Source organism: Streptomyces sp. GS7 (assembly GCF_009834125.1).
Classification (GTDB): Bacteria; Actinomycetota; Actinomycetes; order Streptomycetales; family Streptomycetaceae; genus Streptomyces.
The window spans coordinates 5,034,545-5,059,413 of record NZ_CP047146.1 but is presented as its reverse complement, the minus strand read 5'-3'; the positions used below and the strand labels follow the sequence as shown (position 1 = coordinate 5,059,413).

General features: G+C 67.5%; 24 protein-coding genes and 1 pseudogene. 20 read left to right on the top strand and 5 right to left on the bottom strand.

The annotated features are described in order from the left end of the window. Positions 1-151: 151 nt before the first annotated feature. From GR130_RS22415 to GR130_RS22355, 14 genes are all read left to right on the top strand, one after another. Complete coding sequence (locus GR130_RS22415; protein WP_159506345.1) at positions 152-445, top strand: cupredoxin domain-containing protein; 294 nt, start codon at positions 152-154, stop codon at positions 443-445. After that, positions 442-1,446, top strand: coding sequence for a metallophosphoesterase family protein (locus tag GR130_RS22410; RefSeq protein ID WP_236573377.1), 1,005 nt, complete (start codon positions 442-444; stop codon positions 1,444-1,446). The genes GR130_RS22415 and GR130_RS22410 overlap by 4 nt, the downstream gene beginning before the upstream one ends. Next, on the top strand, positions 1,443-1,892 hold the full coding sequence (locus GR130_RS22405) for a hypothetical protein (protein WP_159506344.1): 450 nt from the start codon (positions 1,443-1,445) through the stop codon (positions 1,890-1,892). The genes GR130_RS22410 and GR130_RS22405 overlap by 4 nt, the downstream gene beginning before the upstream one ends. Before the next feature lie 316 nt (positions 1,893-2,208). Further along, positions 2,209-2,481 (top strand): hypothetical protein, encoded by a 273-nt coding sequence (locus tag GR130_RS22400; protein WP_159506343.1) that lies wholly within the window; start codon positions 2,209-2,211, stop codon positions 2,479-2,481. A gap of 523 nt (positions 2,482-3,004) precedes the next feature. Next, positions 3,005-3,166: a putative leader peptide gene (locus tag GR130_RS42010; RefSeq protein ID WP_443043645.1), complete on the top strand. Its 162-nt coding sequence runs from the start codon at positions 3,005-3,007 to the stop codon at positions 3,164-3,166. A gap of 392 nt (positions 3,167-3,558) precedes the next feature. Then, on the top strand, positions 3,559-4,644 hold the full coding sequence (locus GR130_RS22395; protein WP_159506342.1) for an ABC transporter substrate-binding protein: 1,086 nt from the start codon (positions 3,559-3,561) through the stop codon (positions 4,642-4,644). Positions 4,645-4,648: 4 nt separating this feature from the next. Continuing rightward, complete coding sequence (locus GR130_RS22390; protein ID WP_159506341.1) at positions 4,649-5,500, top strand: ABC transporter ATP-binding protein; 852 nt, start codon at positions 4,649-4,651, stop codon at positions 5,498-5,500. Further along, positions 5,497-6,423, top strand: coding sequence for an ABC transporter permease (locus GR130_RS22385; RefSeq protein ID WP_236573375.1), 927 nt, complete (start codon positions 5,497-5,499; stop codon positions 6,421-6,423). The genes GR130_RS22390 and GR130_RS22385 overlap by 4 nt, the downstream gene beginning before the upstream one ends. A gap of 43 nt (positions 6,424-6,466) precedes the next feature. After that, a complete protein-coding gene (locus tag GR130_RS22380; RefSeq protein WP_159506340.1) occupies positions 6,467-7,819 on the top strand; it encodes an LLM class flavin-dependent oxidoreductase in 1,353 nt (450 codons plus the stop codon). Beyond that, positions 7,816-7,992, top strand: a complete 177-nt coding sequence (locus tag GR130_RS22375) for a hypothetical protein (RefSeq protein ID WP_159506339.1) — start codon at positions 7,816-7,818, stop codon at positions 7,990-7,992. Before GR130_RS22380 ends, GR130_RS22375 begins: the two co-directional genes overlap by 4 nt. A gap of 13 nt (positions 7,993-8,005) precedes the next feature. After that, positions 8,006-8,905, top strand: coding sequence for a TauD/TfdA dioxygenase family protein (locus GR130_RS22370; protein WP_159506338.1), 900 nt, complete (start codon positions 8,006-8,008; stop codon positions 8,903-8,905). 322 nt (positions 8,906-9,227) lie between these two features. Continuing rightward, a complete protein-coding gene (locus GR130_RS22365) occupies positions 9,228-10,097 on the top strand; it encodes a tRNA-dependent cyclodipeptide synthase (protein WP_159506337.1) in 870 nt (289 codons plus the stop codon). A 72-nt stretch (positions 10,098-10,169) separates the two neighbouring features. Further along, complete coding sequence (locus GR130_RS22360; protein WP_159506336.1) at positions 10,170-10,715, top strand: hypothetical protein; 546 nt, start codon at positions 10,170-10,172, stop codon at positions 10,713-10,715. Between the two features lie 90 nt (positions 10,716-10,805). Continuing rightward, the gene (locus GR130_RS22355) at positions 10,806-10,970 is read left to right on the top strand and encodes a DUF1737 domain-containing protein (protein ID WP_236573373.1); all 165 of its coding nucleotides are present in this window, start codon (positions 10,806-10,808) and stop codon (positions 10,968-10,970) included. A 486-nt stretch (positions 10,971-11,456) separates the two neighbouring features. On the opposite strand, the gene GR130_RS22350 is transcribed toward GR130_RS22355, so the two are convergent. After that, a complete protein-coding gene (locus GR130_RS22350) occupies positions 11,457-11,822 on the bottom strand; it encodes a hypothetical protein (RefSeq protein ID WP_236573371.1) in 366 nt (121 codons plus the stop codon). Between the two features lie 1,236 nt (positions 11,823-13,058). On the opposite strand from GR130_RS22350, the gene GR130_RS22345 reads away from it, so the two are divergent. After that, positions 13,059-14,876 (top strand): ricin-type beta-trefoil lectin domain protein, encoded by a 1,818-nt coding sequence (locus tag GR130_RS22345; protein ID WP_159506335.1) that lies wholly within the window; start codon positions 13,059-13,061, stop codon positions 14,874-14,876. 422 nt (positions 14,877-15,298) lie between these two features. On the opposite strand, the gene GR130_RS22340 is transcribed toward GR130_RS22345, so the two are convergent. Next, on the bottom strand, positions 15,299-15,727 hold the full coding sequence (locus GR130_RS22340) for a VOC family protein (RefSeq protein ID WP_159506334.1): 429 nt from the start codon (positions 15,725-15,727) through the stop codon (positions 15,299-15,301). A gap of 709 nt (positions 15,728-16,436) precedes the next feature. On the opposite strand from GR130_RS22340, the gene GR130_RS22335 reads away from it, so the two are divergent. Continuing rightward, positions 16,437-16,829, top strand: a complete 393-nt coding sequence (locus GR130_RS22335) for a VOC family protein (protein WP_159506333.1) — start codon at positions 16,437-16,439, stop codon at positions 16,827-16,829. 886 nt (positions 16,830-17,715) lie between these two features. Here the strand turns inward: GR130_RS22335 and GR130_RS22330 are convergent. Both GR130_RS22330 and GR130_RS22325 read right to left on the bottom strand, forming a co-directional pair. Further along, positions 17,716-18,225, bottom strand: coding sequence for a hypothetical protein (locus GR130_RS22330; protein WP_201304968.1), 510 nt, complete (start codon positions 18,223-18,225; stop codon positions 17,716-17,718). After that, on the bottom strand, positions 18,222-18,407 hold the full coding sequence (locus GR130_RS22325; RefSeq protein ID WP_159506332.1) for a hypothetical protein: 186 nt from the start codon (positions 18,405-18,407) through the stop codon (positions 18,222-18,224). Before GR130_RS22325 ends, GR130_RS22330 begins: the two co-directional genes overlap by 4 nt. A 420-nt stretch (positions 18,408-18,827) precedes the next feature. Between GR130_RS22325 and GR130_RS22320 the strand changes: the two genes are divergently transcribed. From GR130_RS22320 to GR130_RS22310, 3 genes are all read left to right on the top strand, one after another. Then, positions 18,828-19,145, top strand: a complete 318-nt coding sequence (locus GR130_RS22320; RefSeq protein WP_159506331.1) for a hypothetical protein — start codon at positions 18,828-18,830, stop codon at positions 19,143-19,145. A gap of 1,065 nt (positions 19,146-20,210) precedes the next feature. Next, positions 20,211-21,113: an RNA repair domain-containing protein gene (locus tag GR130_RS22315; RefSeq protein ID WP_159510144.1), complete on the top strand. Its 903-nt coding sequence runs from the start codon at positions 20,211-20,213 to the stop codon at positions 21,111-21,113. 849 nt (positions 21,114-21,962) lie between these two features. Further along, positions 21,963-22,472 (top strand): hypothetical protein, encoded by a 510-nt coding sequence (locus GR130_RS22310; RefSeq protein ID WP_236573369.1) that lies wholly within the window; start codon positions 21,963-21,965, stop codon positions 22,470-22,472. Positions 22,473-22,893: 421 nt separating this feature from the next. Here the strand turns inward: GR130_RS22310 and GR130_RS22305 are convergent. After that, a pseudogene (locus GR130_RS22305) lies at positions 22,894-23,628 on the bottom strand (class I SAM-dependent DNA methyltransferase); the annotation flags it as partial. 483 nt (positions 23,629-24,111) lie between these two features. Here GR130_RS22305 and GR130_RS22300 point away from each other — a divergent pair. Next, the gene (locus tag GR130_RS22300; RefSeq protein WP_159506329.1) at positions 24,112-24,828 is read left to right on the top strand and encodes an LmeA family phospholipid-binding protein; all 717 of its coding nucleotides are present in this window, start codon (positions 24,112-24,114) and stop codon (positions 24,826-24,828) included. Positions 24,829-24,869 lie beyond the last annotated feature (41 nt).

The following is a 24,869-nucleotide window of genomic DNA, read 5'->3' as shown; positions in this document are numbered from 1 at the left end:
CCAGTCGTCGCATTCCTCGTCCACCGGAGCCGGCGCCATCACACCCGGTCCCGGTCAGCACCGGACGGCAGGCATGCCCGGAGCCACGGCGCGGGGGAACACGGCGGGCTCCGCTTCCGGCGCTTCGCCGATGCCGAGCATGAGCACGTCCATGAGTCCGTCGAGCACGGGCGCGCCGGCCGCACCGGTGACCGGGAACGCCGTGGCGATCAAGAACTTCGCATTCTCCCCGGCCACGCTGAAGGTCAAAGTAGGCACGACGGTGACCTGGACCAATCAGGACACCGACCCCCACACCGTCACCAGCACCGGATCGGGCGGCCCGTTGCGTTCGGCCGCCATGGCTACGAACGCCACCTACAGCTACACGTTCACCAAGCCCGGCACCTACGCCTACCTCTGCACCATCCATCCGTTCATGACCGCCACCGTGGAGGTGACATGATGACCAACTACTACGACAGTGACGACTGGGCATCGGCCGGAGACGCCGGTCGGCCCGATACCGAACACGGCATGAATCGGCGTCAACTCCTCAGGCATGCAGGGTGGTTCGGGGGCGCGGTCGTGCTGACCGTGGCCGGTGGAGAAGTGATCAGCCACATCGCGGACTCCCGGGACACCAACGCCGCGGCCGCCGCCGGGGCCGGTGCAGCCGGAAGCGGTGCGCTGCGGTTCGTGCAGGTCTCCGACAGCCATATCGGATTCCGGGGCCCGGCGAACCTGGACGTGGTCGGCTCGTTCACCGAGGCGATCAACCAGGTCAACTCGCTCGGGTTCAGACCGGACTTCGTCATGCACAGCGGCGACCTGACCCACCTGTCCACGGCCGGGCAGTTCGACCAAGTCAAGCAGCTGATGACCGGATTGAAGACGGACCGCATCTTCACCGTGCCGGGCGAGCACGACTCCATCGGCGATGCAGGCCGCGCCTACCGGCGGGCCTTCGGCAGGGGCACGCTCGGCGATGGCTGGTACAGCTTCGACACCCACGGCGTGCACGTCATCGCCCTGGTCAACACCCTGAGTCTGGAGAAGCTCGGCCACCTCGGCAACGAACAGATCGACTTCGTTCGCAAGGACGTCGCCGGACTGTCGTCGGACACTCCCATCGTGGTCTTCAGCCACATCCCGCTGTTCGCCATGTACCCGCAGTGGGGCTGGAGCACCGACGACGCCCTCAAGGTCATCGCCCTCCTGCGCCGCTTCTCCTCCGTCACCTGTCTCAACGGGCACGTCCACCAGCTGTTCACCAAGACAGACGGCAACATCACTTTCCACTCCGCCACCACCACCGCCTACCCCCTGCCCAAACCGGGCCGCGCCCCCGCCCCCGCCCCGCAGGTCGTCCCTGCCCGGCAGCTCAAAGAGGCACTCGGCATCCGGAGCGTCGGCTACCGCCAGGGCGACCGCGAACTGGCCATCAAGGATCAGAGGCTGGCATGAACACCCGAAGCCTCCTCGCCCCCACCCTGCGGTCGGCAACCGCCGCAACCCTCGCCGTCGGCGGATACATCCACGCCCAGCTCTACATCGACGGGTACCGCTTCATCCCCACCATCGGCCCCCTGTTCCTGCTCCAGGCCGGCACTTCCTTCTCGCTCGCCGTCCTGCTGCTGGTCGGGATGCCACCCCTGCTGCTGCGGACCGCCGCGGCAGGTGTCGCGCTCGGCGCCCTCGGCGGCTTCACCGCTTCGCGTACCGTGGGCGTGTTCGGATTCACCGAGCATGGTCTGCAGCCCGAGCCGCAAGCCGTCCTCAGCCTCCTCGCCGAAACCGGCACGCTGGTGCTCCTCGCCATCTGGCAGGTGACCGTGACCAGACAACCCCGTGCTGCCCGACCGCCCGTCAGGGCACCCAACCGGGCCACCACCCGCATACCACCCAACTGAACCACCAGCACGAAGCCGACCGGGATGCCTGCGTCCTGGCTCGGGGTGCGGCGGGACCGGCAGAGCCGCACACCGCCGCATGGGCCGTACGCGAACAGACAGGCCGGCGGGGCGCATCGGCTGCGACCCGCCGACCGGCACCGCCACCCCCGGCCGTGCCGGGGCCGCAGCACACTCCGCTCGCGGACACCGACGTCGTCGAGAGGCGGCCCAGGCGCAACGCCTGCGACATCGGCTTCGCCGCCGAACCCACCGTCGACCTCACCGGCGCTGTCTGCGCCGCCCGCCCCTCATACCGGAACCAAGGAGTACCCCCATGTACCTGGAACCGCGCCCAGGAATCGCCTGGTCGAGCCCGCACCTCCGCGAACTGGGGGATGCCGTACGCGCCCTGCTCGGCCTGGACGACGACACTGCCGTCATAATCCGCCAACTCACCTGTGGCGAAGTCGGCTACCCACCGCTGGAAACCGTCGTCAAAGTGCTGCCCATGGACGGCGAGGCCCACCGCTGGACGCTCTACCGCCCCGCTGAGCAGATCACCGAAAACGAGCTGCGGGCCGCCCTGCTCCACCACCGACCGAGCTGAGCGGAACCTGACCTGACTGCCCCTGAATCCCGAGAAGCGCGCGACGAGCGGCTTGCGGTCACCGCACTGATCGGCGTCCGAGGCTTCGGAAATGCCGCCCCTCAACCCCATACACACCAGGACGAGTTCGGCGCGGCCGAGGTCGGCGCGAACCTGGCCCCACACCGCCCGTCAACGAACACCGCCCGAGCTGCGGCCGTTTTCCACCATGGGCACGGCGTGGTCGACCTGGCTGCCGGGCCCCCGTGCCGGGGTACCGACCTGAAGTCGCAGCGGTCCCTCTGCCGCCACGACACCCCCGCAAGGGCACCTACGTCGCGATCACGACGCGAACGACGATCCGAACGACTACGCCGTTGCGGGGAGGTGGCGTTCCAGGCGCGTTGTGCGCCGTCGTCCTGCTAGCCGTCGGCTTCGCGAAGGTCCAGGTGTGACCCGGCCGAGCCGCCGGGTCACGACGGAGGCGGGGCGGCTGGACGACCCGCGATGCCCGAGGCGATTGTGAACGACATACTGCGCGCGCATGGCGGGAGAATCAGAAAGTGAGACGACGGCCGTCGCCACATTGACGTGGCTGATTTTCGCTGTCAGCCTCCCGAGTGTGAGCTTCTCGGAGAACTTCACCGCACGCCTGCACGTCGATCTTCGACGCCAGGCCAGTGCCATCTGTGCCGCTGGCTGCTAGAGCTGCCCACAAGCGTCAGCTCCTGAGCGACCCCTGATTCCGGTGCGTTGAGCGGCCGAAGCCTCCCGTCTCCCGGTAATTCCCGACGCAAATCCACCTGGAATCCGCCGGGTTCGGCGCGCGTGCCAGCTTATGCCCTCACCGTTCGCGTCTCCCTTCCCCCATCGCCTTTCGCGTCTCGGGCGGTCTTCACGTCCTCCGGAAGCGGAACAGCGGCTGAGGCAGGTATCGGCGCGCTCCGCGCGGACGCTCGGCCACCGCGCACCGGTCATCGCCACCGCCCCGTAGCCCGCACGGCGACTCCCTACCACCCTCCCCCTCGCCTCGCGTCCGTAGCAGACGTCGAACGCGCACCTCCCCGCTCCACCCACCGACTCGAACAGGACCCTGCCATGAGCTCCATAGCCCAGCTGACCACCTCATCGAGCCGACGACAGTTCCTCACCCTGCTGGGCCTCTCGGCGGTCGCGGTCAGCTGCGGTACCGGGGGTGGCGGCGCGGCCAAGGACCAGACCAGGACCCTGCGATACCAGGGCTGGGCGGGGTCCGTCATCCTCCCTGAACTGGCCGAAGACCTCGGCTTCCTGGAGGACGTGAAGCTGAAGTGGGTCGGCAACACGATCAGTGGGCCGCAGGACATCCAGTCGGCGGCCACCGGACAGGTCGACTTCGGCGGCGCCTTCAACGGCGCCGTCGTCAAACTCGCCGCGAGAAAGGCTCCCATCACGTCGGTCATCAGCTACTACGGCGTCGACAAGGCCGCCTACAACGGCTTCTACCTACTCCAGGACAGCCCGATCCGCTCGGCCCGTGACCTGATCGGCAAGAAGGTCGGGATGAACACCCTCGGCGCGCACTCCGAGGCGATGCTCGACATCTACCTGCAACGCCACGGCCTGTCACAGGCGGACATCAAGAAGGTCGAGCCGTTGGTGGTGCCCCCGGTCAACACCGAGCAGTCGCTGCGGCAGAAGCAGATCGAAGTGGGCGTCCTCGGCGACATCCTGCGCGACAAGGCGCTGCAGACCGGTGGCATCAGGCCGCTGTTCACCGACTACCAGCTGCTCGGCGACTTCTCCGCCGGCACGTACGTGGTCAACGACCGGTTCCTGAAGGAGAACCCCGACACCGCGCGCACCTTCGTCACGGGTGTCGCGCGCGCCATCGAGTGGGCCCGTGCCAGACCGCGCGAAGAGGTCGTCCACCGGCAGATCGAGATCGTCAGGAAGCGCGGCCGCAACGAGGACACCGCTCCGCTGAAGTACTGGAAGTCCTTCGGCATCGCCGAGACCGCCGGACGCATCACCGACAAGGACTTCCAACTGTGGATCGACTGGCTCGCCCAGCGCGGTGACATCGAGAAGGGCCAGGTCAAGGCTTCGGACCTCTTTACCAACAAGTTCAACGCGTACACCCAGAAGAACAGCCAGAAGGACAAGTCCTCCACGGTCGAGCCGACCTCGAAGAGCGGGAGCTGATCCCATGTCAGGACCCACCACAGCCAAGATCGCGTTCGAGCAGGTGCACAAGGCCTTTCCCGCCAAGAAAGGGAGGGGCCAAGGCCGCGGCTCGGTGCACGGGGACGGCGAGTTCACCGCCCTGAACGGTGTCGACCTGCGAATCGGCGCGGGGGAGTTCGTCGTCGTGGTCGGCCCCAGCGGATGCGGCAAGTCCACGCTACTGGACCTGCTGGGCGGGCTCGCCCGGCCGAGCGCCGGACGGATCCTCCTGGACGGGGAACCGGTGACCGGACCCGGCCTGGACCGCGGCATCGTCTTCCAGCAGTACGCCCTGCTGCCCTGGCGCACCGCCCTGGGCAACGTCGAGTTCGGCCTGGAGGCGACCGGGGTGCCACGACGTGAGCGCGTCGCGCGTGCCCGTGAGTACCTGGAACTGGTCGGGCTCTCCGGCTTCGAGAACCGTCACCCGCACGAGCTGTCGGGCGGTATGCGCCAACGCGTGGCCCTTGCCCGCTCCCTCGCCTACGCCCCCGATGTCCTGCTGATGGACGAGCCGTTCGCCGCACTGGACGCACAGACCAGGGAGTCGCTCCAGGACGAGCTGCTGCGCATCTGGCAGCGCACCGGGAAGACCGTCGTCTTCATCACCCACGGCATCGAGGAGGCCGTCTACCTGGGTCAGCGGGTGGCCGTCATGACCTCCAGGCCCGGTCGCATCAAGCACGTCGTGCCGATCGGCTTCGACTCCCGCACGGAGACGGACGACCTACGGTCCAGCCCCGAGTTCGCGCGGTACCGACACGAGATCTGGACGCTTCTGCACGACGAGGTGACCAGGACGCAACTGCTGGAGAAGGAGGAGGTCTCCGTATGAGCCTCGCAAGTGGTTCGAGCACACGGCACAGGACCGAGGAGCAACGCTCCGCGCCGACCACCGGTACGCCGTCGGCGTCCACCGAGCAGGCCGCGGCCGTCCCGCCGACCGTGCCGAGCAGGCCCAGACTGCGCCGCCCTTCCGTGCTGCCCCGTATCCTGCGCGTGGTCCTGACCGGCGCCACCAAGTCGGCGGCGATCGTCGTCCTGCTGCTCGCGTGGGAGCTGGCGCCCCGCTTCGGCCTGGTGGACCGGACCTTCCTGCCACCGTTCAGCGAGGTCGCCCAGGCATGGTGGGCGCTGGTGGCCAACGGCCAGCTCGCCGACAACGCGGAAGCGAGCCTGGTGCGTTCGTTCAGCGGATTCGGCATAGCCGTCGCCGTGTCCGTACCGCTGGGCCTGCTCATCGGCTGGTACCGGCCCGTCGCCGATCTCCTCAATCCGTTGCTGCAGGTCTTCCTCAACACCGCCGCCCTGGCCCTGCTGCCGGTGTTCGTACTGCTCCTCGGGATCGGTGAGACGTCGAAGATCTCCATCGTGGTGTATGCGTGCGCGTGGCCGATCCTGTTCAACACCATCAGCGCGGTACGCACCGTCGATCCCACCCTGCTCAGGCTGGCGAAGTCCATGGACCTGTCCGCCCCGCGGCTGTTCCAGAAGGTGATCCTGCCGGCCTCGGTGCCGACGATCTTCACCGGAATCCGGCTGGCCGGGGCGGTCTCGATCGTCGTCCTGGTCGCCGCCGAGATGATCGGCGCGAAGGCCGGACTCGGCTATCTGATCAACGCGTCCCAGTACAACTTCGCCATCCCACAGATGTACGCGGGCATCGTCACCATCTCCGTCATCGGCGTGGCCTTCAACCAAATGCTGGTGGCCGTGGAGAAGCGGCTCAGCTCGTGGCGCGTCCCCGCGACGAGCTGACGTCCCTATCCGCCCCTGCACAAGGAACCCGGAGGAGCTTTCCATGCCCGCAGCCACTCCCCGCCGTCTTCATCTCAACGCCTTCCTGATGAACGCCGGCCACCACGACGCCGCCTGGCGCCATCCGCGTACCCAGCCCGAACGCGTCACCGACCGGCGCTACTTCCAGTACCTTGCGCAGACCGCCGAACGCGGCAAGCTCGACTCGATCTTCCTCGCCGACGGCCTGGCCCTGTGGGGCAAGGTCAAACACAACGCGCTCGGCGGTTTCGAACCGCTCACGCTGCTGTCCGCCCTGGCGACGGTGACCGAGCGCATCGGCCTGATCGCCACCGTCTCCACCACCTTCAACGAACCCTTCCACACCGCCCGGAAGTTCGCCTCCCTCGACCACATCAGCGGTGGGCGCGCCGGTTGGAACATCGTCACCTCCGGTACGGTCGACGAGGCCCGCAACTTCGGTCAGGACGAACACCTCGAACACCGCCTGCGCTACGACCGGGCGCGCGAGTTCGTGGAAGTCGCCACCAGGCTCTGGGACAGCTGGGAGGACGATGCGGTCCTGCTCGACCGCGTGCGCGGGATCTACGCGGACACCGACAAGGTGCAGCCCATCGGCCACCGGGGGGAGCACTTCGCCGTACAGGGCCCGCTGAACGTGCCGCGCAGCCCGCAGGGTTACCCGCTGCTGGTGCAGGCCGGTTCGTCGGAGGACGGCAAGGAGTTCGCCGCCCGGTACGCCGAGGCCGTCTTCACCGCACAGCAGACCCTGGCCGACGGGCAGTCCTTCTACAAGGACGTGAAGAACCGCCTCGCCCGCTACGGGCGTTCGGAGGACGACCTGAAGATCCTGCCCGGGATCTGCCCGGTCATCGGCTCGACGGAGGCAGAGGCCCGCGCCCTGGAGCAGGAGCTGACCGACCTCCAGGTGCCGGAGTACGGACTCGCCCAGTTGTCGGCGATGCTCGGCACCGATCTGACCGGGCTGCCGCTGGACGGTCCGCTGCCCGCGCTGCCCGAGGAGCGGGACATCAACGGCAACAAGAGCCGCTTCACGCTGGTCGCCGAACTGGCCAGGCGCGACGGGCTGACCCTGCGCGAGCTCATCGCGCGCCTCGGCGGCGGACGCGGCCACCGGGTCTTCGCCGGGACACCGGAGCAGACCGCCGACCAGCTCGAAGAGTGGTTCACCCAGGGAGCCGCAGACGGTTTCAACGTCATGCCGCCGCATCTGCCGGGCGGCCTGGAGGACTTCGTCGACCACGTCGTGCCGCTCCTCCAGGAACGTGGCCTGTTCCGCACCGAGTACACCGGACGCACCCTGCGCGAGCACTACGGTCTGCCCCGCCTCGCAGGCCGGCTCGCCCGCTCCGTCACCGAGGATCAGCCGGCATGACCGGACTCGATCTCACCGCCGACGTCCTGGTGGTGAGCGGTGGCCCCGTCGCCGCCCTGGGCGGCGCTGACCCGCCGCGCGTCGCCCGGCTGGCCGTAAGTCCAGCCCTCAACCCGCCCAGCTCCAACGGAACTTCCCTGCCCATCACCTCCCGACACAGCCGAAACCCCTGAAGGGAACACGCACATGAGCACCAGCACAGGCTTCGACATCCGCCGGATCGGCGGGCGCATCGGCGCCGAGATCGTCGGCGTCGACCTCTCCGCCGGACTCGAACCGGCGCTCGTCGCCGAGATCAACGCGGCTCTGCTGGAACACAAGGCGCTGGTCTTCCGCGGCCAGCAGCTCGACGACGCGGTCCAGCTGCGCTTCGCCTCCCTCTTCGGCGAACTCACCACCGCCCACCCCACCGTGCCGTCCGTGGACGGGCAGCCCAACATCCTGCCCGTCGACGGCGACGAGGGCATCCGCGCCAACCACTGGCACACCGACGTCACCTTCGTCCGCACACCCCCGAAGGCGTCGACCCTGCGCAGCATCGTCGTCCCGCCCTATGGCGGCAACACACTGATCGCCAACTCGGCCGCGGCCTACCAGGACCTGCCCGAGCCACTGCGTGAGCTGGCGGACAAGCTGTGGGCGGTGCATACCAACGACTACGACTACGCCGCCCCCAAGAACGACAAGGCGGCCGAGCACCGCAAGCAGTTCGTGTCGCGTAAGTACCGCACCGCCCACCCCGTCGTACGCGTGCACCCCGAGACGGGGGAGCGGGGCCTGTTCATCGGCGGCTTCGCGCAGACCATCGAGGGCCTGGGTCCCTCCGAGTCCCGGGATGTGCTGCGCATCCTCCAGTCGTATGTGACGCGGCCGGAGAACATCGTCCGGGTGGCCTGGACGCCGGGTGACCTCGTCCTGTTCGACAATCGCATCACCCAGCACTACGCCCCGGACGACTACGGCGACCTGCCGCGCCTGCTGCACCGGGTGACCGTCGCCGGGGACGCTCCGGTGGGCATCGACGGCACCGCCAGCCGCGCCATCGAAGGCGGTGACGCCGACCACTACACACCCGCCGTGGCCTGACGCCCACGGTTCGCCAGCCGCCAAGGCCCACTTCCGGCACCTCCTGGGGCACCCCAGGAGGTGCCGGAGAGCGTCGGCCATAGGACCGCCGCAAGCGGCTCTCCGCACCACCGATTCACCATCGTGCGGCACTTTTCAGCCACCGGTGAGTGGCGCCGGAGGAGTGGACGCAGCCGGCCTCGGACTCTTGGAGTCCCTCTCGGAACTGGTGATTCGGCGGGCGACGTCGGCTGGATGGAAGGCCGAGGCGATGTGCTCAGCACTACATGATCGACTGGCTCAAAACCTTCTTTGTCGAGTCGATCGATCGACCGTACGGTGGGTGCCGCTAGTCATCAAGGGAACATTCGTACGGCCATTGCGGGGCGTGCTGCAGTGTGACCTCAACGCGGCTTGTGTCGCCTGCCTACCCCACGAACCGGTTGGTGAGATGCCGTCCGAAGCAACAGCCCCTCTGGCCGTTCCGCTGTCCGTTCCGCAGCAGACCTCTTCGACCTCGCGGAGAAGGCGCTACCAGACCGATGTCTCGTTCGTCGCGCCGATCTCCAGCCTGACGAGTTTCGAAGAGCACGGCAATTGCTTCCTGGGCATCAGTCTGGAGAACAGCAACTTCCGCCCGGCCAAGGTGCGTAGCATGGCTCAATGGATATCCGGGAAATTCCCGAAGTGCACCGTGCTCGTCGGTGACAGCATCCACCGAATCACCCTGGAGTCCACCCGCGGCCTGCGCCCGCCGGAAGCTTTGGCCGAGGCACTGCGCCTGGGACGTGAATTCATCGACGAGCAGGCTCACGTTTTTCATGAGTTCCAGGAGCGTACGGACTTCACCTTCATCAACTGCAGCGAGGTGCAGGCGTGGGATAGTTACCACGCCTATCACCGGATTCTCCGAGACTGGTTCCGTCAGGACGTCACGTTCCGCACCTCCCTGGAGTCGTTCGGTCGCCGCTACCACGGCAAGAACTCGGGCGGTGCCCCGGAAGCGGAACTGGAACGACGTGTCCGGATGTCCTTGGACTACTTCCTCGAAGAGTTCGCCGTGTTCTGCTGCCTCAAAGACAGCGGTCTGCCGGTCCTGCTCTACCCCGGCTCGTTCGGCACGCTCTCCGAAATCGCTGCGGGCGAGCACGAGGGAGCGCCGAAACAACTGCGCGATCTCATCGTGGTGTCCCTCAAACTCCGAGGGCGTTGATCGCGTCCGCTGCCCACCCTTCACGACAAACGATCACGGCGTGCCGATGTCGTTCCCGGCAGGATGGAGTCCGTGCCGAAGACTTGCGGCATCGACGACGAGGGGAGAACGGTGGATCACCGAACGCCGCTTCCGATGCGAGAGCTCGGACCGTACCCGTTGAACGAGGACGGGATCGCGTCCTTGCTGACACGCTACGAGTTCGGCGACTCCTGTCTCCGGCGCATTATCCTTGACCAGGAATACGGTCCGCAGAGATCGCCACGGGCCGCCAGGCTCGTGATCGATGCCAGAGTCGTGAGCGACGGCTACCGCTGGGAGCCGGTGTGCCTGGATCTCCATGACGTGCGACAACTTCGTATCGACGAGATCGCCGGGACCTCCTGCGTGCTTTTCGCTGCCCCGCAATTCACCCACTTCGATGGACTGTTGCAGGTGGATCTGTGTCCCGAGCGCTTCGGCCACGAGCACCCCGCGAACTCCAAGGAGGTCTTCGAGGGGGCCCATCTGGTCTTCGAGGCGGCCAGCGGCCACTGGAGTGCGCTGAAGCGGTGGGATCAGTCCGGGCACACCGCCGTGGCAGGTGCGGCAGGCGACAGCGCCGGCGGCGGAGTGTAACGACCTTGGGCGCGACTGGCTTTGGGAGATGCCGGCTCGGCGGGCAGGTGTGTCTGGGATGCTTCTCCGCATGAGCACACCACCAGACGGATGCCTGTCTATCGAATCCTGACCGGACCGGACGACGCCTCGTTCTGCCAGCGAGTGAGCGAAGCGACGGGTCTTGGTGACGAACTCCACGAAGGTCCCGCTGTCACCTTCAACGGTGAAAGCGTCATCGTCGCGCGGGCGCTGGTCTGGCCGGCACGGTCGTAGTGGTCTTGTGGGTGGCGGTGGTCGCGATCGGCCCGTGACGTGAAAAGGGACCCACGGGTTCGTGAGTTGCGAGGCTTACCAGGGCCCGTGCGGCCTGTTCTCATCCTGCCCCGTCCGGGGTCTTGCCCGCACACTTCGGCGAGTTGCTCGAAGAACTCTCCCCGAAGTGGCAAACCAGCCGGGAATCGGCGCTGCACCAGCGATGTGGCGGAGACTGGCGCCAGGCACCAGGCGGCCGGAGCCGGGCCCAAGCAGCGTCATGACCGGCCACCGGCGGGGCTTCCCCGAGAAGCCCGGCCGGCGGCCATTCGTTCCGAGTGCGGGTCGAGCGGAGTCCCGAGACCTGGCCTTGAAGAGGCCGAAAGGGTCCCGGCCCGGACTGTGGCGCGAACGCCGGGCCCCGGTGTCATTCCCCGCCGCCCCGCCTATCGCATGTACCGGGCCTTCCCCGCACTCCTTACCTTCCCTGCTCTCCGAGCCTCCGGCCTAGTCTTCGCCGCCGCCCCTGCCTCCCTTGCCTTCCCTGCCCCCCGAACCTCCGCTTCTGTCGTCGCCGCCACCCATGACGGCGCTGTTGTCGCAGCCCACGGACGAGCCCACCCTGGTGCTCTGCGCACCCGGGGAGCCCTCGCCGCCGAGCGCGTTGCCGAGCACGCCGTTGAGGATCCCGACCTCGCCGAGGACGTCGACGTTCAGGTCGTGCGACCGACACTGGCTGCCCTGCCTGATCTCGAAGTCGGTGCCGCCCCTCCCGCCTTCCTTCTCGCCGTGGGCGTACGCGGTGCCGGCGCCGAGGAAGCCGAAGCTGCCGAGGACGACAGCCACGACGGTGGCCTTCTGAAGCTTGCGCATTTCTCCTCCGATGGTCGAACGGTACAATCCGTGATAAAGCGACTTCGTACAGTAATAGGAGGCTATCGGAATATGTCGCAGGCATCAGGCGACGCGCCGGACTGACGGCTGTCCCGAACCTGCGGCCGTCGGGGAGCCCCCGCGCACCCTCGGCAGTTCAGGGCATCGACTGGCCGACGCGGGCCCAGACACTCCACCCCAACGGGCCAGCGGGCCCCAGCGATCTCCGAAGCTCGGCGTCGGTTCGCGCGTATCCGCGAGGGCGTCCGGGACTGGGACACGGTCAGGGACGGTCAGTCACGGGCCGAGGTGGGGATGGCCACCACACCCGCGCGCTCCATCACCTCTTCCCCCGCCGGCTTCCCGGCCCCTCCGATGGAGCTTTCGCGGATGCCGCGCAACATGCCCGGTTTCCCTCAACGTCCGTTGCCCGCTGTGTGCTGCGCACGGCGCCGCGGTCTCATGCCGGTCCAGTTCTCCATGACGTGGCGCAGACAGGCGTCGCGCGCTCAACGGCATCCGGACTCCTGCCTTTTACGGTCGCTGCGTAGGCGGCGGCGTGGGTGGGAGCGGTCGGTCGGTGGAGCTGGCGGGCTCCGGCGGTGGTGGAGGCGCTGCTGCGGGGTGTCGGTTCAGGCGGTGGAGGCAGCGGCGGGCGAGCTGCGCTTCCACGGTGATCAGCTCGTCAGCAGGTTCTTGGTCTGCTGGTGGTACAGCGCTCGTGGTGGCGCTGAGCTGCCGAAACGGCGGACGGGGCTGCCGTGGAGGGCGCGTTGATCCGTGCATGGTCCGGATCTCGGCCTCAACCACCGAAAGCTGGGAAAGGGTTGTCGGTGCCGCTCGGGAGGGCGACCGTTGCCAGGTCACGGGTACGGGGTGGTGATCCCCCGTCGACTCGGCGACGACCGCACCACTGGCCTCTGCGAAACCCGTCGCCTCTGCAGTGAAAGTGGAAGAGGTCGGCATGCGAATGCGAGCGGCCTGGGAAAGCTCTCCGCGAGGGCCCTCGTGCTTCTGCCAACGGATGTGGAGCCGGTCCCTGTTCGGCCCCGAGGCGGGGTCGATCCGGTGTGGGTCGGTTGCTTCCCGGTGCGACTGGAAAATTCACCTCACCCGAACCTCTTGACGGACAGGTTGCCCACCTGGAACCTTCTGAAAAATTCTGAGTGGAAATGCAATGTACCAAGCAGCTTCACTCATCCACGGGGGGCAATTCGGGAGGAAGGGGAGGCAAGGATGACACGACGCCGATTGATCACCGGGCTGTGCACCGCGGTGGTGCTGGCTGGGTTAGGGGGGACCGGAACGACCGCCCTGGCCGGAACGGCCGCCGGCCGGGCGCCCGCAGACAGCGGTGCCGCCAACACCGACACCCCCATCGGGCAGAAACCGATGATGGGCTTCAACAACTGGGCGCGGTTCACGTGCGCGGCGCAGGCCCGGCTGGACGGGACCCGGGCCGGCTACTCGTTCCAGAACTTCATGGAGGACCAGGCCAAGGCGATGAAGGCCACCGGTCTGGTCGCCGCCGGGTACAAGAACCTGACCGTCGACGACTGCTGGATGCAGCGCACCTCGGCCGGATACCTGCACGGCGCCGCGCACTGGGGCGGCAGCAGTCAGCCCGGCTTCGACTGGGAACTCACCGGCTACGCCGACCGCCTGCACGCCCTCGGCATGGAGGCCGGGCTCTACAGCACCTCCGGTGAGAAGACCTGCCAGGGCGTGCCCGGCGGCGTCAAGGGCCACGAGGACAACGACGCCCGCTCGCTCGCGTACTGGGGCATCGACTCGCTCAAGCTGGACAACTGCGGTACGACGTGGAGCGACCGGCAGCAGATCTTCACCACCATGGCCAAGGCGCTGAACACCGCCACCGCCGGCAAGGACCGCAAGATCCTCTTCAACGAGTCGGCGCCGGCCGCCGCTTCGGGTGCCGAGTCGGTCAAGTACAAGACCATGGACTGGGTGCGCGGGCTCGGGCAGATGTGGCGGGTCAGCCCGGACATCACGGTGTGGCCCAAGGCCGCCTGGAACGACCCGAGCGCCGAGTCGGCCTACCAGGGCGGCGTCTACCAGAACTTCACGGACACCGTGGCGCTGGCCCGGTACAACGGCGTCGGCAACCACAACGATGCCGACATGCTGCTGATCGGCGACAACAAGCAGCTCACGCTGCCCGAGCAGCGCAGCCAGTTCGCGCTGTGGTCGGCCATGGGATCGCCGCTGATGATCAGCACCGACGTACGGAAGATGGCGGCGCACCCGGAGGACTACCAGGAGCAGCTCGCCGTTCTGAAGAACAAGGACATCATCGCCGTCGACCAGGATCCGCTGGGTGCCGGCGGCTACCTCGCCTCCCGCGACAACGCCTCCGCCACGGCCGGGATCGACGTCGTGGTCAAGCCGCTCGCCGACGGCAGCCGTGCGGTGACCGTCCTCAACAAGAACTCCTCGTCGGTGCAGTACAAACTCGACCTGGCCCGGCTCGGCTTCGGCAACCTCAGCTGCACCCGCACCGCCCGCAACCTGTGGACCCACCAAGGCTCCCGGGTCACCGACTCGATCAGCACCACGATCCGCGGCCACGACAACGCCATGTTCACGGTGGCGCCCGGCAGTTGCGGCGGGGCGGCGGACGCGGTCGGGCAGATCCAGTCCGCGCAGAGCAACTTCCAGAAGACACCGTTCTGCCTGGACGCGCACCACGGCGCGACGAAGGGCGCCGAGGTCGCCCTGTGGGACTGTACCGGCGGCGCCAACCAGCAGTGGCGGCTGCGCGGCAGCGGGCTGATCTCCAGCCTTCAGGGCGACGGCCTGTGCGTGACGGGCGACCCGACCGGCCTGCGGCTGGCGGTCTGCGACGGCAGCGATCCGCACCAACGCTGGACCTACCACCGCTCCGGCGAACTCCGGCAGGCCACGGGTGCGTGCGTGGACATCAACGGCGGTGCGCTGGACGACCGTTCGGCCAAGGTGACCACCTACCAGTGCGGCACATACCAGCCCAACCAGACCTGGAGCGCCCCCTTCACCGCCCCACCTGCTGCCTGAACCGCGATCGCCGGCGGCGTACGCACGACGCCGACGCCGGGAAGGCGCCCCGTCACCACCGCACGGCCGTGACGGGGCGCCGCGTCGCGTGAGGGGGAGCGCCGGTCACGGAGCCTCCCAGCTGGGCACTCACCCCACGGGAAGCCGTGCCCACGCATGGCGGCGGCGGACGTGCGGACGTGGCGAGGGCAACCGTCGAGAATCGTGGATGAGTTCTTTGACTACGATCGCTGACCGGACCTACTGAGCGAGGTCGTCGGCAGGGAGGCTGCCGTCGACGGTCAGGCCGGAGTCGTCGCGGACGGGTTCGACGTGCCGGTCCTGGGCGGCGCGGCGGTGGTTGAGGTGGTTCGGGAAGCCGTCCCGCAGTGGAGCGTCTGCGCGGGCCCATGGGGACAGAACGAGGACACGTTTGCGGCTCCTCAGTCGATACAGAACTCGTTGCCCTCGATGTCCTGCATCGGGATGCACGAATCATTGCCGTCATACAGCGTTTGCACGTGCACCGCGCCGAGCGGGACCAGTCGTGCGCATTCGGCCTCAAGTGCGGCGAGGCGCTCGCTACCCACGAGTCCGGTGCCGACCCGCACATCAAGATGCAGCCGGTTCTTGGCGGCCTTCCCTTCGGGGACGCGCTGGAAGTACAGTCGCGGGCCCACACCTGAGGGATCACTGCAGGCGAACCATGAATCCCGCTGCTCAGGTGGCTGCGAGCGCTTGTAGTCGTCCCAAGTGGCAAACCCCGCCGGGGGCGGCGGCACGACGTACCCCAACACCTCGCACCAGAAACGAGCGAGGCGCTCGGGTTCTGCGCAGTCGAAGGTGACTTGGAACTTCTTGATCGACGTCATCGGTCCAGCATATTTGGCGCGTGCTGTTCACCGCGACCTGATTGCCGTTGCAGTCGAGGTCCAGGCACACCTGCGCCGCGGCGTAGGTGGAGTACCTGCCCGTGCCGTAGAGCGGGTTCATCGTGCCGCAGTAGTCGCCTGCAGGTACCAAGGCGCGGTGCTCCGCAGCCGAGGCCGTGCTGCCGACAACGGTGCCGACCAGCGCCAGGAGGACGGTGCTCAGGGCGACTGCGATTCTGCGGGCCGGGCGTCCGCCGCAATGCCGATGGCGTCAGGGGCCGAGGTGTTGCCGTTGGGGTGCGTCGTAGAAGCCGCCTGAGCCTCCTCCTGCCGCGTGTTCGCCCCTGGGGTGCGGGGCATGGGCCCAGCGTGGCCTATGCCATGGGCCGACCGACCGCCGTTGCCGCCAGCCTCGGTGATCGTTCCTGAGCCACTGGCTTCGGACTTATTCGCCGAGAACGACTGATGCCTCCGACAACTCCCCACGGCGGGACGGACGGCGGGCTTGACGTGTGGGGCTACGTCGGCTCGGCTGGAAAACCAGCAGCGCAGACCTGCCCAGCCATTGCGTTCCCCCCAACTCGTCGTCGATCTTCACGTAAAGTGCGGTGATGAGGGTGTCCAGTCGGTCGTCACAATCTGACCTTGGATGCCCTCGTCATGTTGTTGGGGCCCATGCTCGCGTTGCCGCTCTCCCAAGGGGATATCCATGGAACTTGCCCAGGTCCGCCTTCTCGTTGCGGACTTCCCCAGCTGCTACCGCTTCTACCGGGATGTACTCGGGCTGAAGCCGCAGTTCGATGCGGAGGACGGCCCGTACGCGAAATTCACACCCGACGGTGGTACCGCGGGCATCGCCTTGCAGGACCGCACACAGATGACCAAGGTGCTGGGCGAACTCGCCGCCGAGCCGACCGGCTACCGGTCCCTTGTCGCCCTGCGGGTTGACGACCTGGACCGCTACTGCGAGGAGATCATCGCGCGAGGAGCTGTACTCGTCCATGGTCCGGCCCCTATGACGGACCGTATGCGCGTCGCCCACCTCGTGGATCCAGCGGGAAACCTCGTCGAACTCCAGGAGTGGCTGGTCCTGCGCGGGTGACATGCCACGACCGAATCGCGCATAGGACTTCTTATTGAGCCGTTCGATCCGACACGGCAGCCCGGCCAGGCACCGATCGAAGGGCGCCGTTTGTGGAGCATCGCCAACGCTGTTTCGTGGTCCAGGCCATCGGCGGTAAGCCGCCAACTGCGATGCTCGCGGCGGCGCCTGAACACCGGGCCGCTGTCGGCCCGCCTCCGGTGGATGCGGGCTTGCTCTGTGTCCACCTCGAATACCCCCGTCCTATCTGTCCGTTCTCACGAACGGAGTGAAGGCGTGAATCCGCCGCACAAGGAAGACGGCTGTACCCCATGGGGGCTTATGCGCTGGCCCTCCCGCTCGCCTTGTCCCTTGCAGCGGTCCACGCCGCGAACTTGTGGGCCGACGAGATCACCCACTGGCTTTCGCCGAACATGTGAAACGCCGGCAACAGAGAACCAGTGACCTGCGAAGTTCTGAGGAAAACGGTGGGCCTGCATGGTCATCGAATCGGTTGGAGGCGCCTGTCTGGAGGGCACGGCTGATGGTGCCGGGGTGAGGGGCGAGTCGGGGGAGTGAGGGTCGTCGCTGAGCGGTGGGTTGAGGTCGGTGGGGGGACTTGAGACCTACGCACATGCCGGTGATGCAGGGAGAGTTGCGGCTGCCGCAAGGGAAATCGAGGCCAAGGAGAAGGCCAGCGAACCCTCGAACGTCCGCAGAGCGACCGACACGAACCGGAAACGTACGCATGACGAAAGTGAATTTGGTTGTGGTCCCACGTCGCCACAAGCACAACCACCTGCAGGGCACGAAGGCGTGGGGACGGCCGCATCTGTGTGATCGCGGCCGGCATCTCCGCGCTACTGGACCCGCACCACGTTGCTCCCGGCTCACGGGCAGGGCTCGTTCAAAGGTTCTTCTTCCCAAATACCGCCTTTACAGCGTCCGTCGCCCGCTCGGCGAGATCTTCAAGTGCCAGGAGGCGCCCTTCAATCCGGTTGCGGAGGCGCAGCCGCAGGCACATCCCTCGCAGCCACCATGGCAACTCCCAGAAAGGAACGAAGGTCATCGCGTCCTTGATGGCCGTGTCGGCTACGCCACCGAGTCCTTCAGTGCGTAGTTCCGCATAGATTTCCGGGGTGAGGGTGCCGAGCAGCCGGGCCATGTCGCCTGTGGCCACGAAGCCTAGGCTGCGCACTGTGGCATCCGATGAGCGCAAGGCGCGTAGTACCCGTGGTGCTACCACAGCGACGTCATCGGAGTTCAGCACCAGCCCGACAACGGCTGTACCCACGTACCTCTCGCCCCGGTCGAATGCCGCGTCGACCTCAGCCGGATCACGGATACCGATCAAACCGTCACCGGTCTCCCAGTCCAGCTCCTGCGGCACATCGGTTCCTCTCTCCATGCTGATCATTCACAAGGTGGCGGCAGCACTCGCTGCTTCTTGAGGTTGTTGATCATTCCAGCCCTCTTCAGCTGGTCGAGGTGACTCTCTGCCACGCTTGAGGATGGATGGTTCGACTGGACGTGACCGTGGTACTCCTCGGTGATGCCGCCGTCTTCGTTCTCGATCCGACCATGCCGATCCAGGACCACGATCTCATTGTTCCTGAGATCGACTCCGCGAGTCGGCAGGTGACGTTGGGGGTGTTCGGATCAAGGTCGAGGGACCGGCCGAGTGCTGCCTGACCGTCCGAGGGCGCCCATGAGATCTCGCGCCCTCCCGAAGAGCCGGCCGAGGCGCCGTGCGCTCCGTCGACTCGACGACGACCGCACCACTGCCCGCTGCAAAACCGTCGCCTCTGCAGCGCAAGGGGAAGAGGCCGGCATGCGGACGCGAGGGGCCTGGGCAAGGATCGCGCGGGCCAGAAGCCGCCATGCGCCTTCGTCGGCAGGCTCACCGAGAAATACCCGGTCAAGGGACAGGCCGGGAACGGCCTGGCCGGCGGTGGGAAGCTGACCTACAAGATCTCCAGTTCCGTCACCGGCGAAAAGAGCGAGACGGAGGGCTGGTCGGTGGGCGGCAAGATCACACCCAAGATCGGCGACGGGAAGAGTGACATTCCGGCGGAGGCGAGTCTCACCTACAGCTACGCAGCCACGTCCACCAAAAGGCTGCAGAACACAATGGAAACCGACGTCGAGATGATTGTGCCCGAGGGCAAACAGCAGGGCTGGCTGGAGCCCCGGGGAAACGGCGCGTACTACACCGGCTACATCGTCTACCGGGCGAACAACGACACCCAGCAGCGGATGGTGGCCGTTCCCACCCGTGTCTATGTCCAGTCGCGCGACACCACCAGCCCGATCACCTGGTTCAAGCGCGTGAAGTAGGACCGTACTTCACGGGCCGCTGAAACGGGCCGAGGGCCTGGATCCGTTACGACCGTCATGGGGCCAGGCCCTTGGCACGCAGGTGGTTGGCGGCGCGTTCGGCGGCGTCGGCAGGGCCTGGACCCGCAGGCGGCGTCTCCTCCTCCTCGCTGAATGTCTGTGTACCACGCCCGCCCCGCTGTTCACTCTGCGCGGCCGTGCCCACCATCATGTGAGGAAACGCCTGCGCGCTCACCGGGCCCCGGGGCGCCGCACTTCCAACGCCCGCCTCCGCCGCCTCTGCGACGCCCGCGCCCCGCCCCGCTGCCATCCGGCCTACTCCACGAAGCGTACGGCCCCCCTCCCCGAGCCGGTCGACCTCGAACTGGTCGGTCTGCGGCCGATGTTGACCGAACCGCTCATCCACCGCCGGCACCCTTGCCCGACATCCCGGCCTTGGGCACGCTTGCCGTGGACGCCGCGCACCGCGCCGGATTGCTCATGGACGGGGTCTAACTGCCGGTTGCCCCGATGCCGGCTGCGACCTCGCACGGCTCGTCGCCCTCCCGCACGGCGCACCGCTGCGGCAAGCCACCATGGACTACCTCGGCCTGGACCTCGTCGGCATGGAACACCTGTCCCTGGCCTACGCCTACGGCGGCCCGGCGGCGTCACCACCTACCTTGAGCCGCTCACCGTCGACCACGCCATCCCTGCCCGCGCCCAAGCGGCCATCCAGCCCCTGCGGCCCGCGCCCATGGGCACCGATGCCGCGCCGACCCCAGGTGCGTCCTTTGGGCGGCCTGCGAGTGAAGCCTGCTTCGTCCTCGTGGCAGATCCAGCCGTCGCAGGTTGTGCGAGCCGAACGTGGACCGGTGACCTGCTCGGGCACCCCGGTGGCGGCCAACTTGACGAGGACGTTGGCGATGGCTCCCTCATCCGTCGATCAAGAACTCGCCTCGACGCACGCCGTCGCCATCACGCACCGCACCTGATGCGTCGCGCTACGAAGCGGAACAACCGTCAAGGACAGGGTTGGCGGCATCCTGGGGGAAGAGAAGGGGGGAAGGCGGGAGAGGGGGCGTGATGCGAACCAGCGACGAGATCTATCACCGGGTCCGCTGGGACCCGCGGTTCGACCCGGCCCGGTTCGTGCTGGGGATCAGCCAGCGCAGGGAGGCCGTCAAACGCATCCCGCTGCCTTCCTTTGTTCCCGGGGGCGACATCCCGTGGCACCGGGTGATGTTCATCGAGGCGGACGGCGAGGTGGTCTGGGACCGGACCACAGGTGTGGACCGCATCGACGCGTCGGGGGCCGGCCGGGTGCGGGCCCCGCAGGCGCACCTGAGTTTCGCCAGGGGCGAGCCTGCCGACGCCCTCGATGTGTCCCCGACGGCCCGCACGGCGGTTGCCTGGATCCCGCCTGCCGAACTGTGGCCCCCGATCCAGGACATCCGCCGGGATTACGATCCCCAGATCCACCGCTGGCCGCCGCATGTCAATGTGCTCTTCGGCTTCGTGCCGGAGTCCGACTTCGAGCGGGCGGCCCCGTTGCTCGCCGCAGCGACGGCCGAGACGCCGGTCTTCACCGCCCGGCTGGACGGGGTGCGCACCTTCCAACAGAGGGCGTACGTCACCGTGTGGCTCGACCCCACGGCCACCGGCAAGGCACCGTGGGCGGATCTGCACCGTGTACTGCAGCAGCGGTTCCCGCGCTGTCGTGCGCACGCCAAGAACTTCACCCCACATCTGTCCCTGGGGCGGACCCGGGATCCGTGGCGAGTCACCCCCGACTGCGCCACCCGGCTCGACGCCATGACGGCGACGGTCTGGGAACTCGTCCTGCTCTCACGCAGGGGCGACGGGCCGATGAGACCACGGGCCACGGTCGCCCTGCGCTCGGGCGAGGTCCGCTGGCTGCCCGCGCTCGGCCCCGAAGCGCCGGGCCCGGAGGACACCGCATGGCTCTCCGCGATCACTGACAGGTGAGGCGATAGCCAGGTCGGGCAAAGCGCCGCCCGGCCCTGGCGGATACACGGGATCAGGCGGATACGGCGCTCAAGCGACTGTGTGAGGCGTCGTCCGGCCTCACGCCGCTCGGTACCCCGTCCCGGAACCTGCGGCGCGGCCGATGGATGGACCGCGCGACCGAAGCAGCCCCGAGCCGGCGGACGTCTCCCAGATCCGCGCTCTCAACGCACGCGAGCTTCGCTGTGATGGGGGAGCACAGCGAGACGGAGACGCAACCGCAGCCCCGGAAGCGGGAGTCCAGGCCGTGAGGTTTGTGAACGTCGCTGGAATTACGTGATGGGGAGGCAAGTTCGACCCATTCGAAGAGTGCGACCCCGACGAGGATCCGGGCTGTGGCTTGGAAGGGGAGGCGCTGGCACAACAAGGGGGCGGCTTCGGCTCGGTGAGCGCGAATCGGTCGTCCCCGCCTGGCGCGCTCGGGGTGTGCGGCTTCGGACCGCCGCGGGCTATGAGCGAAGACCAGGTCCTCCGGCAGGATCTCGACGAGACGCACGCGTGCACCTCCAGATCGAGCATGCAAAAAGCCCCCAACGAATCGGAGGCTTCAAGGCTTGCAGGCGCGCGAGGCTTCGTTGGGAGCAGTGCGACATTCAACTATCAAGTGTGCAACCACTTTGGGGTCGTCTCACATGGCAACGGTTTCGCCAACCCCAGGTTGGGCCGTTGGGGCGGGGGGTCCGTGCCTATCGCGGTAGAGCCACCCGTTCGCGACAACCGTGAATCCGGCGCGCCGCCCAACACCTGCGACATATCTCGCATTAGTCTCTTGTGACTGTAAGAAGTCGCTATATCACGGATTGCATCCGTGTGACCACCGGAGAAGAAATGCGCAAGCTTCAGAAGGCCACCGTCATGGCCGTCGTCCTCGGCAGCTTCGGCTTCCTCGGCGCCGGCACCGCCTACGCCCACGGCGAGAAGGGCGGCACCGACATCGACATCAAGCAGGGAAGTCAGTGCAGGTCGCACGACACCAACGCCGACGTCCTCGGTGAGGTCGGGATCCTCAACGGCCTGGCGGGCAACGCGATCGGCGGCGAAGGCTCCGCGGGTGGGCAGAGCACCAGGATGGGCTCGTCGATGGGCTGCGACAACAGTGCCGACATCAAGGAAGGCAAGAGCGGCGACGAAGACAGGGGCGGAGGCTCGGAGGGTAGAGGCTCGGAGGGTAGAGAAGGCAACGGAGACAAGGGGGGCGACGCACGCAAGTGCGGATGTTCGGACGGTGGAGAAGGCAAGGAGGGTAGGGAACAGCAGGGAATGACGCCGCGGCCCGGTCTCCGCTACACAGTCCGGACCGAGACGCTTACGACCTCATAGGGTCAGGCTGCGGGAGGCCGCTCGACCCGCATTCGAAACGGTTTGCCGCTGGCTGGACTTCTCGGGGAGGTTCGGCCAGCGGCCAGGGTTCTGGCCCGGTCAGGCCACCACGGGCAGTCTGCTGTCTCAGGCGCGACGACGCGGCCCCCGCCTGCTCCGGGATCCCGGCGTGAATCCGCTGATCGCCCGTCGGGGCACCGGGTACGGCTTCGGCCTGGACACCCAACGCTGGGTAGCGGAGGGTGTGTTCGCCTGTCTGCACTGGTTCCGCCGCCCGTGGATCCATGGGAGATCCGCGACGACGTCCACGATGCCTTCCTCGCTCTCGGTTGCTCACTCCTCTGCGGGCGACGGCTGAACTCCCGATAGGAGTTTCAAGGCAGGCACGCTTACGTTGACGGCCCGGTGGCTGACCTCGGGTTGGCTTGTGCCACACGGAGATGTGCTCCGCGGAGTCCTGGGTGAACGGCGCCCCGTCCCAGTCCGCGACGCGACGATCCAGCTCGAACCCAGCGATCCGTGCCATCAGGTCGAGCTCTGCCGGCCAGGCGTACCGGTGCCGGGAGTTGCCCCGTCGGTAGCGGCCGTCGTCGCCGTCGCGGGTGAAGTGGTGCGAGACGAGAATCTGCTCGACCAGGTCCAAGGTGTCGAAGCCGAAATGCGGCTCGGAGACGTCGAACGGCACCGCGGCCTAGGCGGGGGGCAGGAACCTCAGCGGCGGCACGCCCAGCTCGATGCCGAACCGGCCGCCGGGCCCCAGATGACGCGCGGCGTTGCGGAAGCACTCGACCTGCTCGTCCTGCGTGAGCAGGTTCGTGATGGTGTTGTAGACGAGATAGGCCACGGTGAACTCGCCGGGGACGACGGTGGTGGCCATGTCCCCGATGGCTACCGGGAGAGTGCCCTCGTCGAACTTGCGCCGCAGGACCGCTGCCATGTGCTCGGACAGTTCGATGCCCACTACCTGCACGCCGCGTTCCCCGAGCGGGACGCCCACTCGTCCGGTTCCGATGGCCAACTCCAGCGCCCGGCCGTCTCCGGCGAGTTCGGCACGGAAGGCGAGAGTCGGTCCGAGAACCTCAGCCGAGGACATCTCGGTCTCCTCGGCGTCGTAGCGGTCGGCGGCCGCACGGGTCCACAGCTCACTGCTCGTCACGGGCGGCCACGTTGCAGGGCCCCCGAGGGGCGCTGCCGACGCACTTACTTTCCACCGGCTCCGATTTCACGGTTCCAGGGCGGGCTGGTGCAGACCTTCAGGGCGCCGTCCGGCTCGGGGGTGCAAGGTCATGGCGATGGTGCGGTCCTTCTCCTCGGCGCAGCGTGCGCCGCCCTCAGCTCGTCGTCTACGTCCCATGGCTTCGCCCAAGCCCCCAGCAACCCGGATCATCAGTCTCGGAGTGATCCAACCGCCTTGAAGATCATTTCGTTAAGAGTCCTGGACCAACTGATGGGCAACCCTCGACGCTGACGGTGCGTCTCATCCCACACAAAAAGCACCTTTGCCTGCCCGTCACGGACCTCTCATCCGAACGAGGTAATCTCCCACCCCTGGGCGCAGCTGGGGGATCTCGGGGCGCAGGTGGGGGATTCGCGAAATTTCGCTGTATCGGGCCGTCACGTAACCGGGGAAAGAGAGCGCATGCGCGGGCGAAGGATACGAATAGTGCTGATGTTGGTCGTGGCACTCGGGGGGCTCGTCGTGGCCACCGACCGAATCGCAGTGACGTATGCCCAGTCAAGGGTGGCGAACAAGATCCAGAGTGCGCTGGGACTCGCGGCCGAGCCGAGTGTCTCCATCAAGCACTTCCCGTTCCTCACCCAGGTCCTCAACGGTGACCTGGACGAGGTCACGGTCAGCGCGGACAACCTCAAAGCGCACACCGGCGACCCGGGCACGGACGGCTCCGACCCGTTGAGCATCGATCGCTTCACCGCCGAACTCCACCACGTGCGCATCAACAGCAGCTTCAACGGCGGCGTCGCCGACTCGGCCACCGGCACTGCCCTGGTCTCGTACGCCGCCGTCACCAAGACCATCTCGCACCAGCTGTCCGGTATCGCCTCCGGCGTCGACGTCTCCTATGGCGGAAACAACCAGGTCAAGCTGGCCGGTAGCATCCAGATCCCGCTGCTCGGCAGCCAGCAGATCAGCACCTTGGCCAACATCACGCTCGGGAAGGGCAACACCCTGGGCATCACGCTGCCCGACGGCGCGCAGCAACTGATCGGCCAGGCAGACGCCCCGCAGTGGCCGATCTCCGGTCTGCCCACCGGCATCAGACTGAGCGGCGTGCAGGCCACGTCGGACGGGCTGCAGGTGTCGCTGAGCGGCAAGGACATACACATGACCGGGTAGCCAGGAAGCCCAGGTCCCCACCCCGCGGCGCGCAGCTGCTC

Coding starts and splice junctions, on each gene's coding strand:
- GR130_RS22415 (WP_159506345.1), top strand. CDS start 152: ATGAGTCCGTCGAGCACGGGCGCGCCGGCCGCACCGGTGACCGGGAAC.
- GR130_RS22410 (WP_236573377.1), top strand. CDS start 442: ATGATGACCAACTACTACGACAGTGACGACTGGGCATCGGCCGGAGAC.
- GR130_RS22405 (WP_159506344.1), top strand. CDS start 1,443: ATGAACACCCGAAGCCTCCTCGCCCCCACCCTGCGGTCGGCAACCGCC.
- GR130_RS22400 (WP_159506343.1), top strand. CDS start 2,209: ATGTACCTGGAACCGCGCCCAGGAATCGCCTGGTCGAGCCCGCACCTC.
- GR130_RS42010 (WP_443043645.1), top strand. CDS start 3,005: ATGGCGGGAGAATCAGAAAGTGAGACGACGGCCGTCGCCACATTGACG.
- GR130_RS22395 (WP_159506342.1), top strand. CDS start 3,559: ATGAGCTCCATAGCCCAGCTGACCACCTCATCGAGCCGACGACAGTTC.
- GR130_RS22390 (WP_159506341.1), top strand. CDS start 4,649: ATGTCAGGACCCACCACAGCCAAGATCGCGTTCGAGCAGGTGCACAAG.
- GR130_RS22385 (WP_236573375.1), top strand. CDS start 5,497: ATGAGCCTCGCAAGTGGTTCGAGCACACGGCACAGGACCGAGGAGCAA.
- GR130_RS22380 (WP_159506340.1), top strand. CDS start 6,467: ATGCCCGCAGCCACTCCCCGCCGTCTTCATCTCAACGCCTTCCTGATG.
- GR130_RS22375 (WP_159506339.1), top strand. CDS start 7,816: ATGACCGGACTCGATCTCACCGCCGACGTCCTGGTGGTGAGCGGTGGC.
- GR130_RS22370 (WP_159506338.1), top strand. CDS start 8,006: ATGAGCACCAGCACAGGCTTCGACATCCGCCGGATCGGCGGGCGCATC.
- GR130_RS22355 (WP_236573373.1), top strand. CDS start 10,806: ATGCCTGTCTATCGAATCCTGACCGGACCGGACGACGCCTCGTTCTGC.
- GR130_RS22350 (WP_236573371.1), bottom strand. CDS start 11,822: ATGCGCAAGCTTCAGAAGGCCACCGTCGTGGCTGTCGTCCTCGGCAGC.
- GR130_RS22345 (WP_159506335.1), top strand. CDS start 13,059: ATGACACGACGCCGATTGATCACCGGGCTGTGCACCGCGGTGGTGCTG.
- GR130_RS22340 (WP_159506334.1), bottom strand. CDS start 15,727: ATGACGTCGATCAAGAAGTTCCAAGTCACCTTCGACTGCGCAGAACCC.
- GR130_RS22335 (WP_159506333.1), top strand. CDS start 16,437: ATGGAACTTGCCCAGGTCCGCCTTCTCGTTGCGGACTTCCCCAGCTGC.
- GR130_RS22330 (WP_201304968.1), bottom strand. CDS start 18,225: ATGATCAGCATGGAGAGAGGAACCGATGTGCCGCAGGAGCTGGACTGG.
- GR130_RS22315 (WP_159510144.1), top strand. CDS start 20,211: ATGCGAACCAGCGACGAGATCTATCACCGGGTCCGCTGGGACCCGCGG.
- GR130_RS22300 (WP_159506329.1), top strand. CDS start 24,112: ATGCGCGGGCGAAGGATACGAATAGTGCTGATGTTGGTCGTGGCACTC.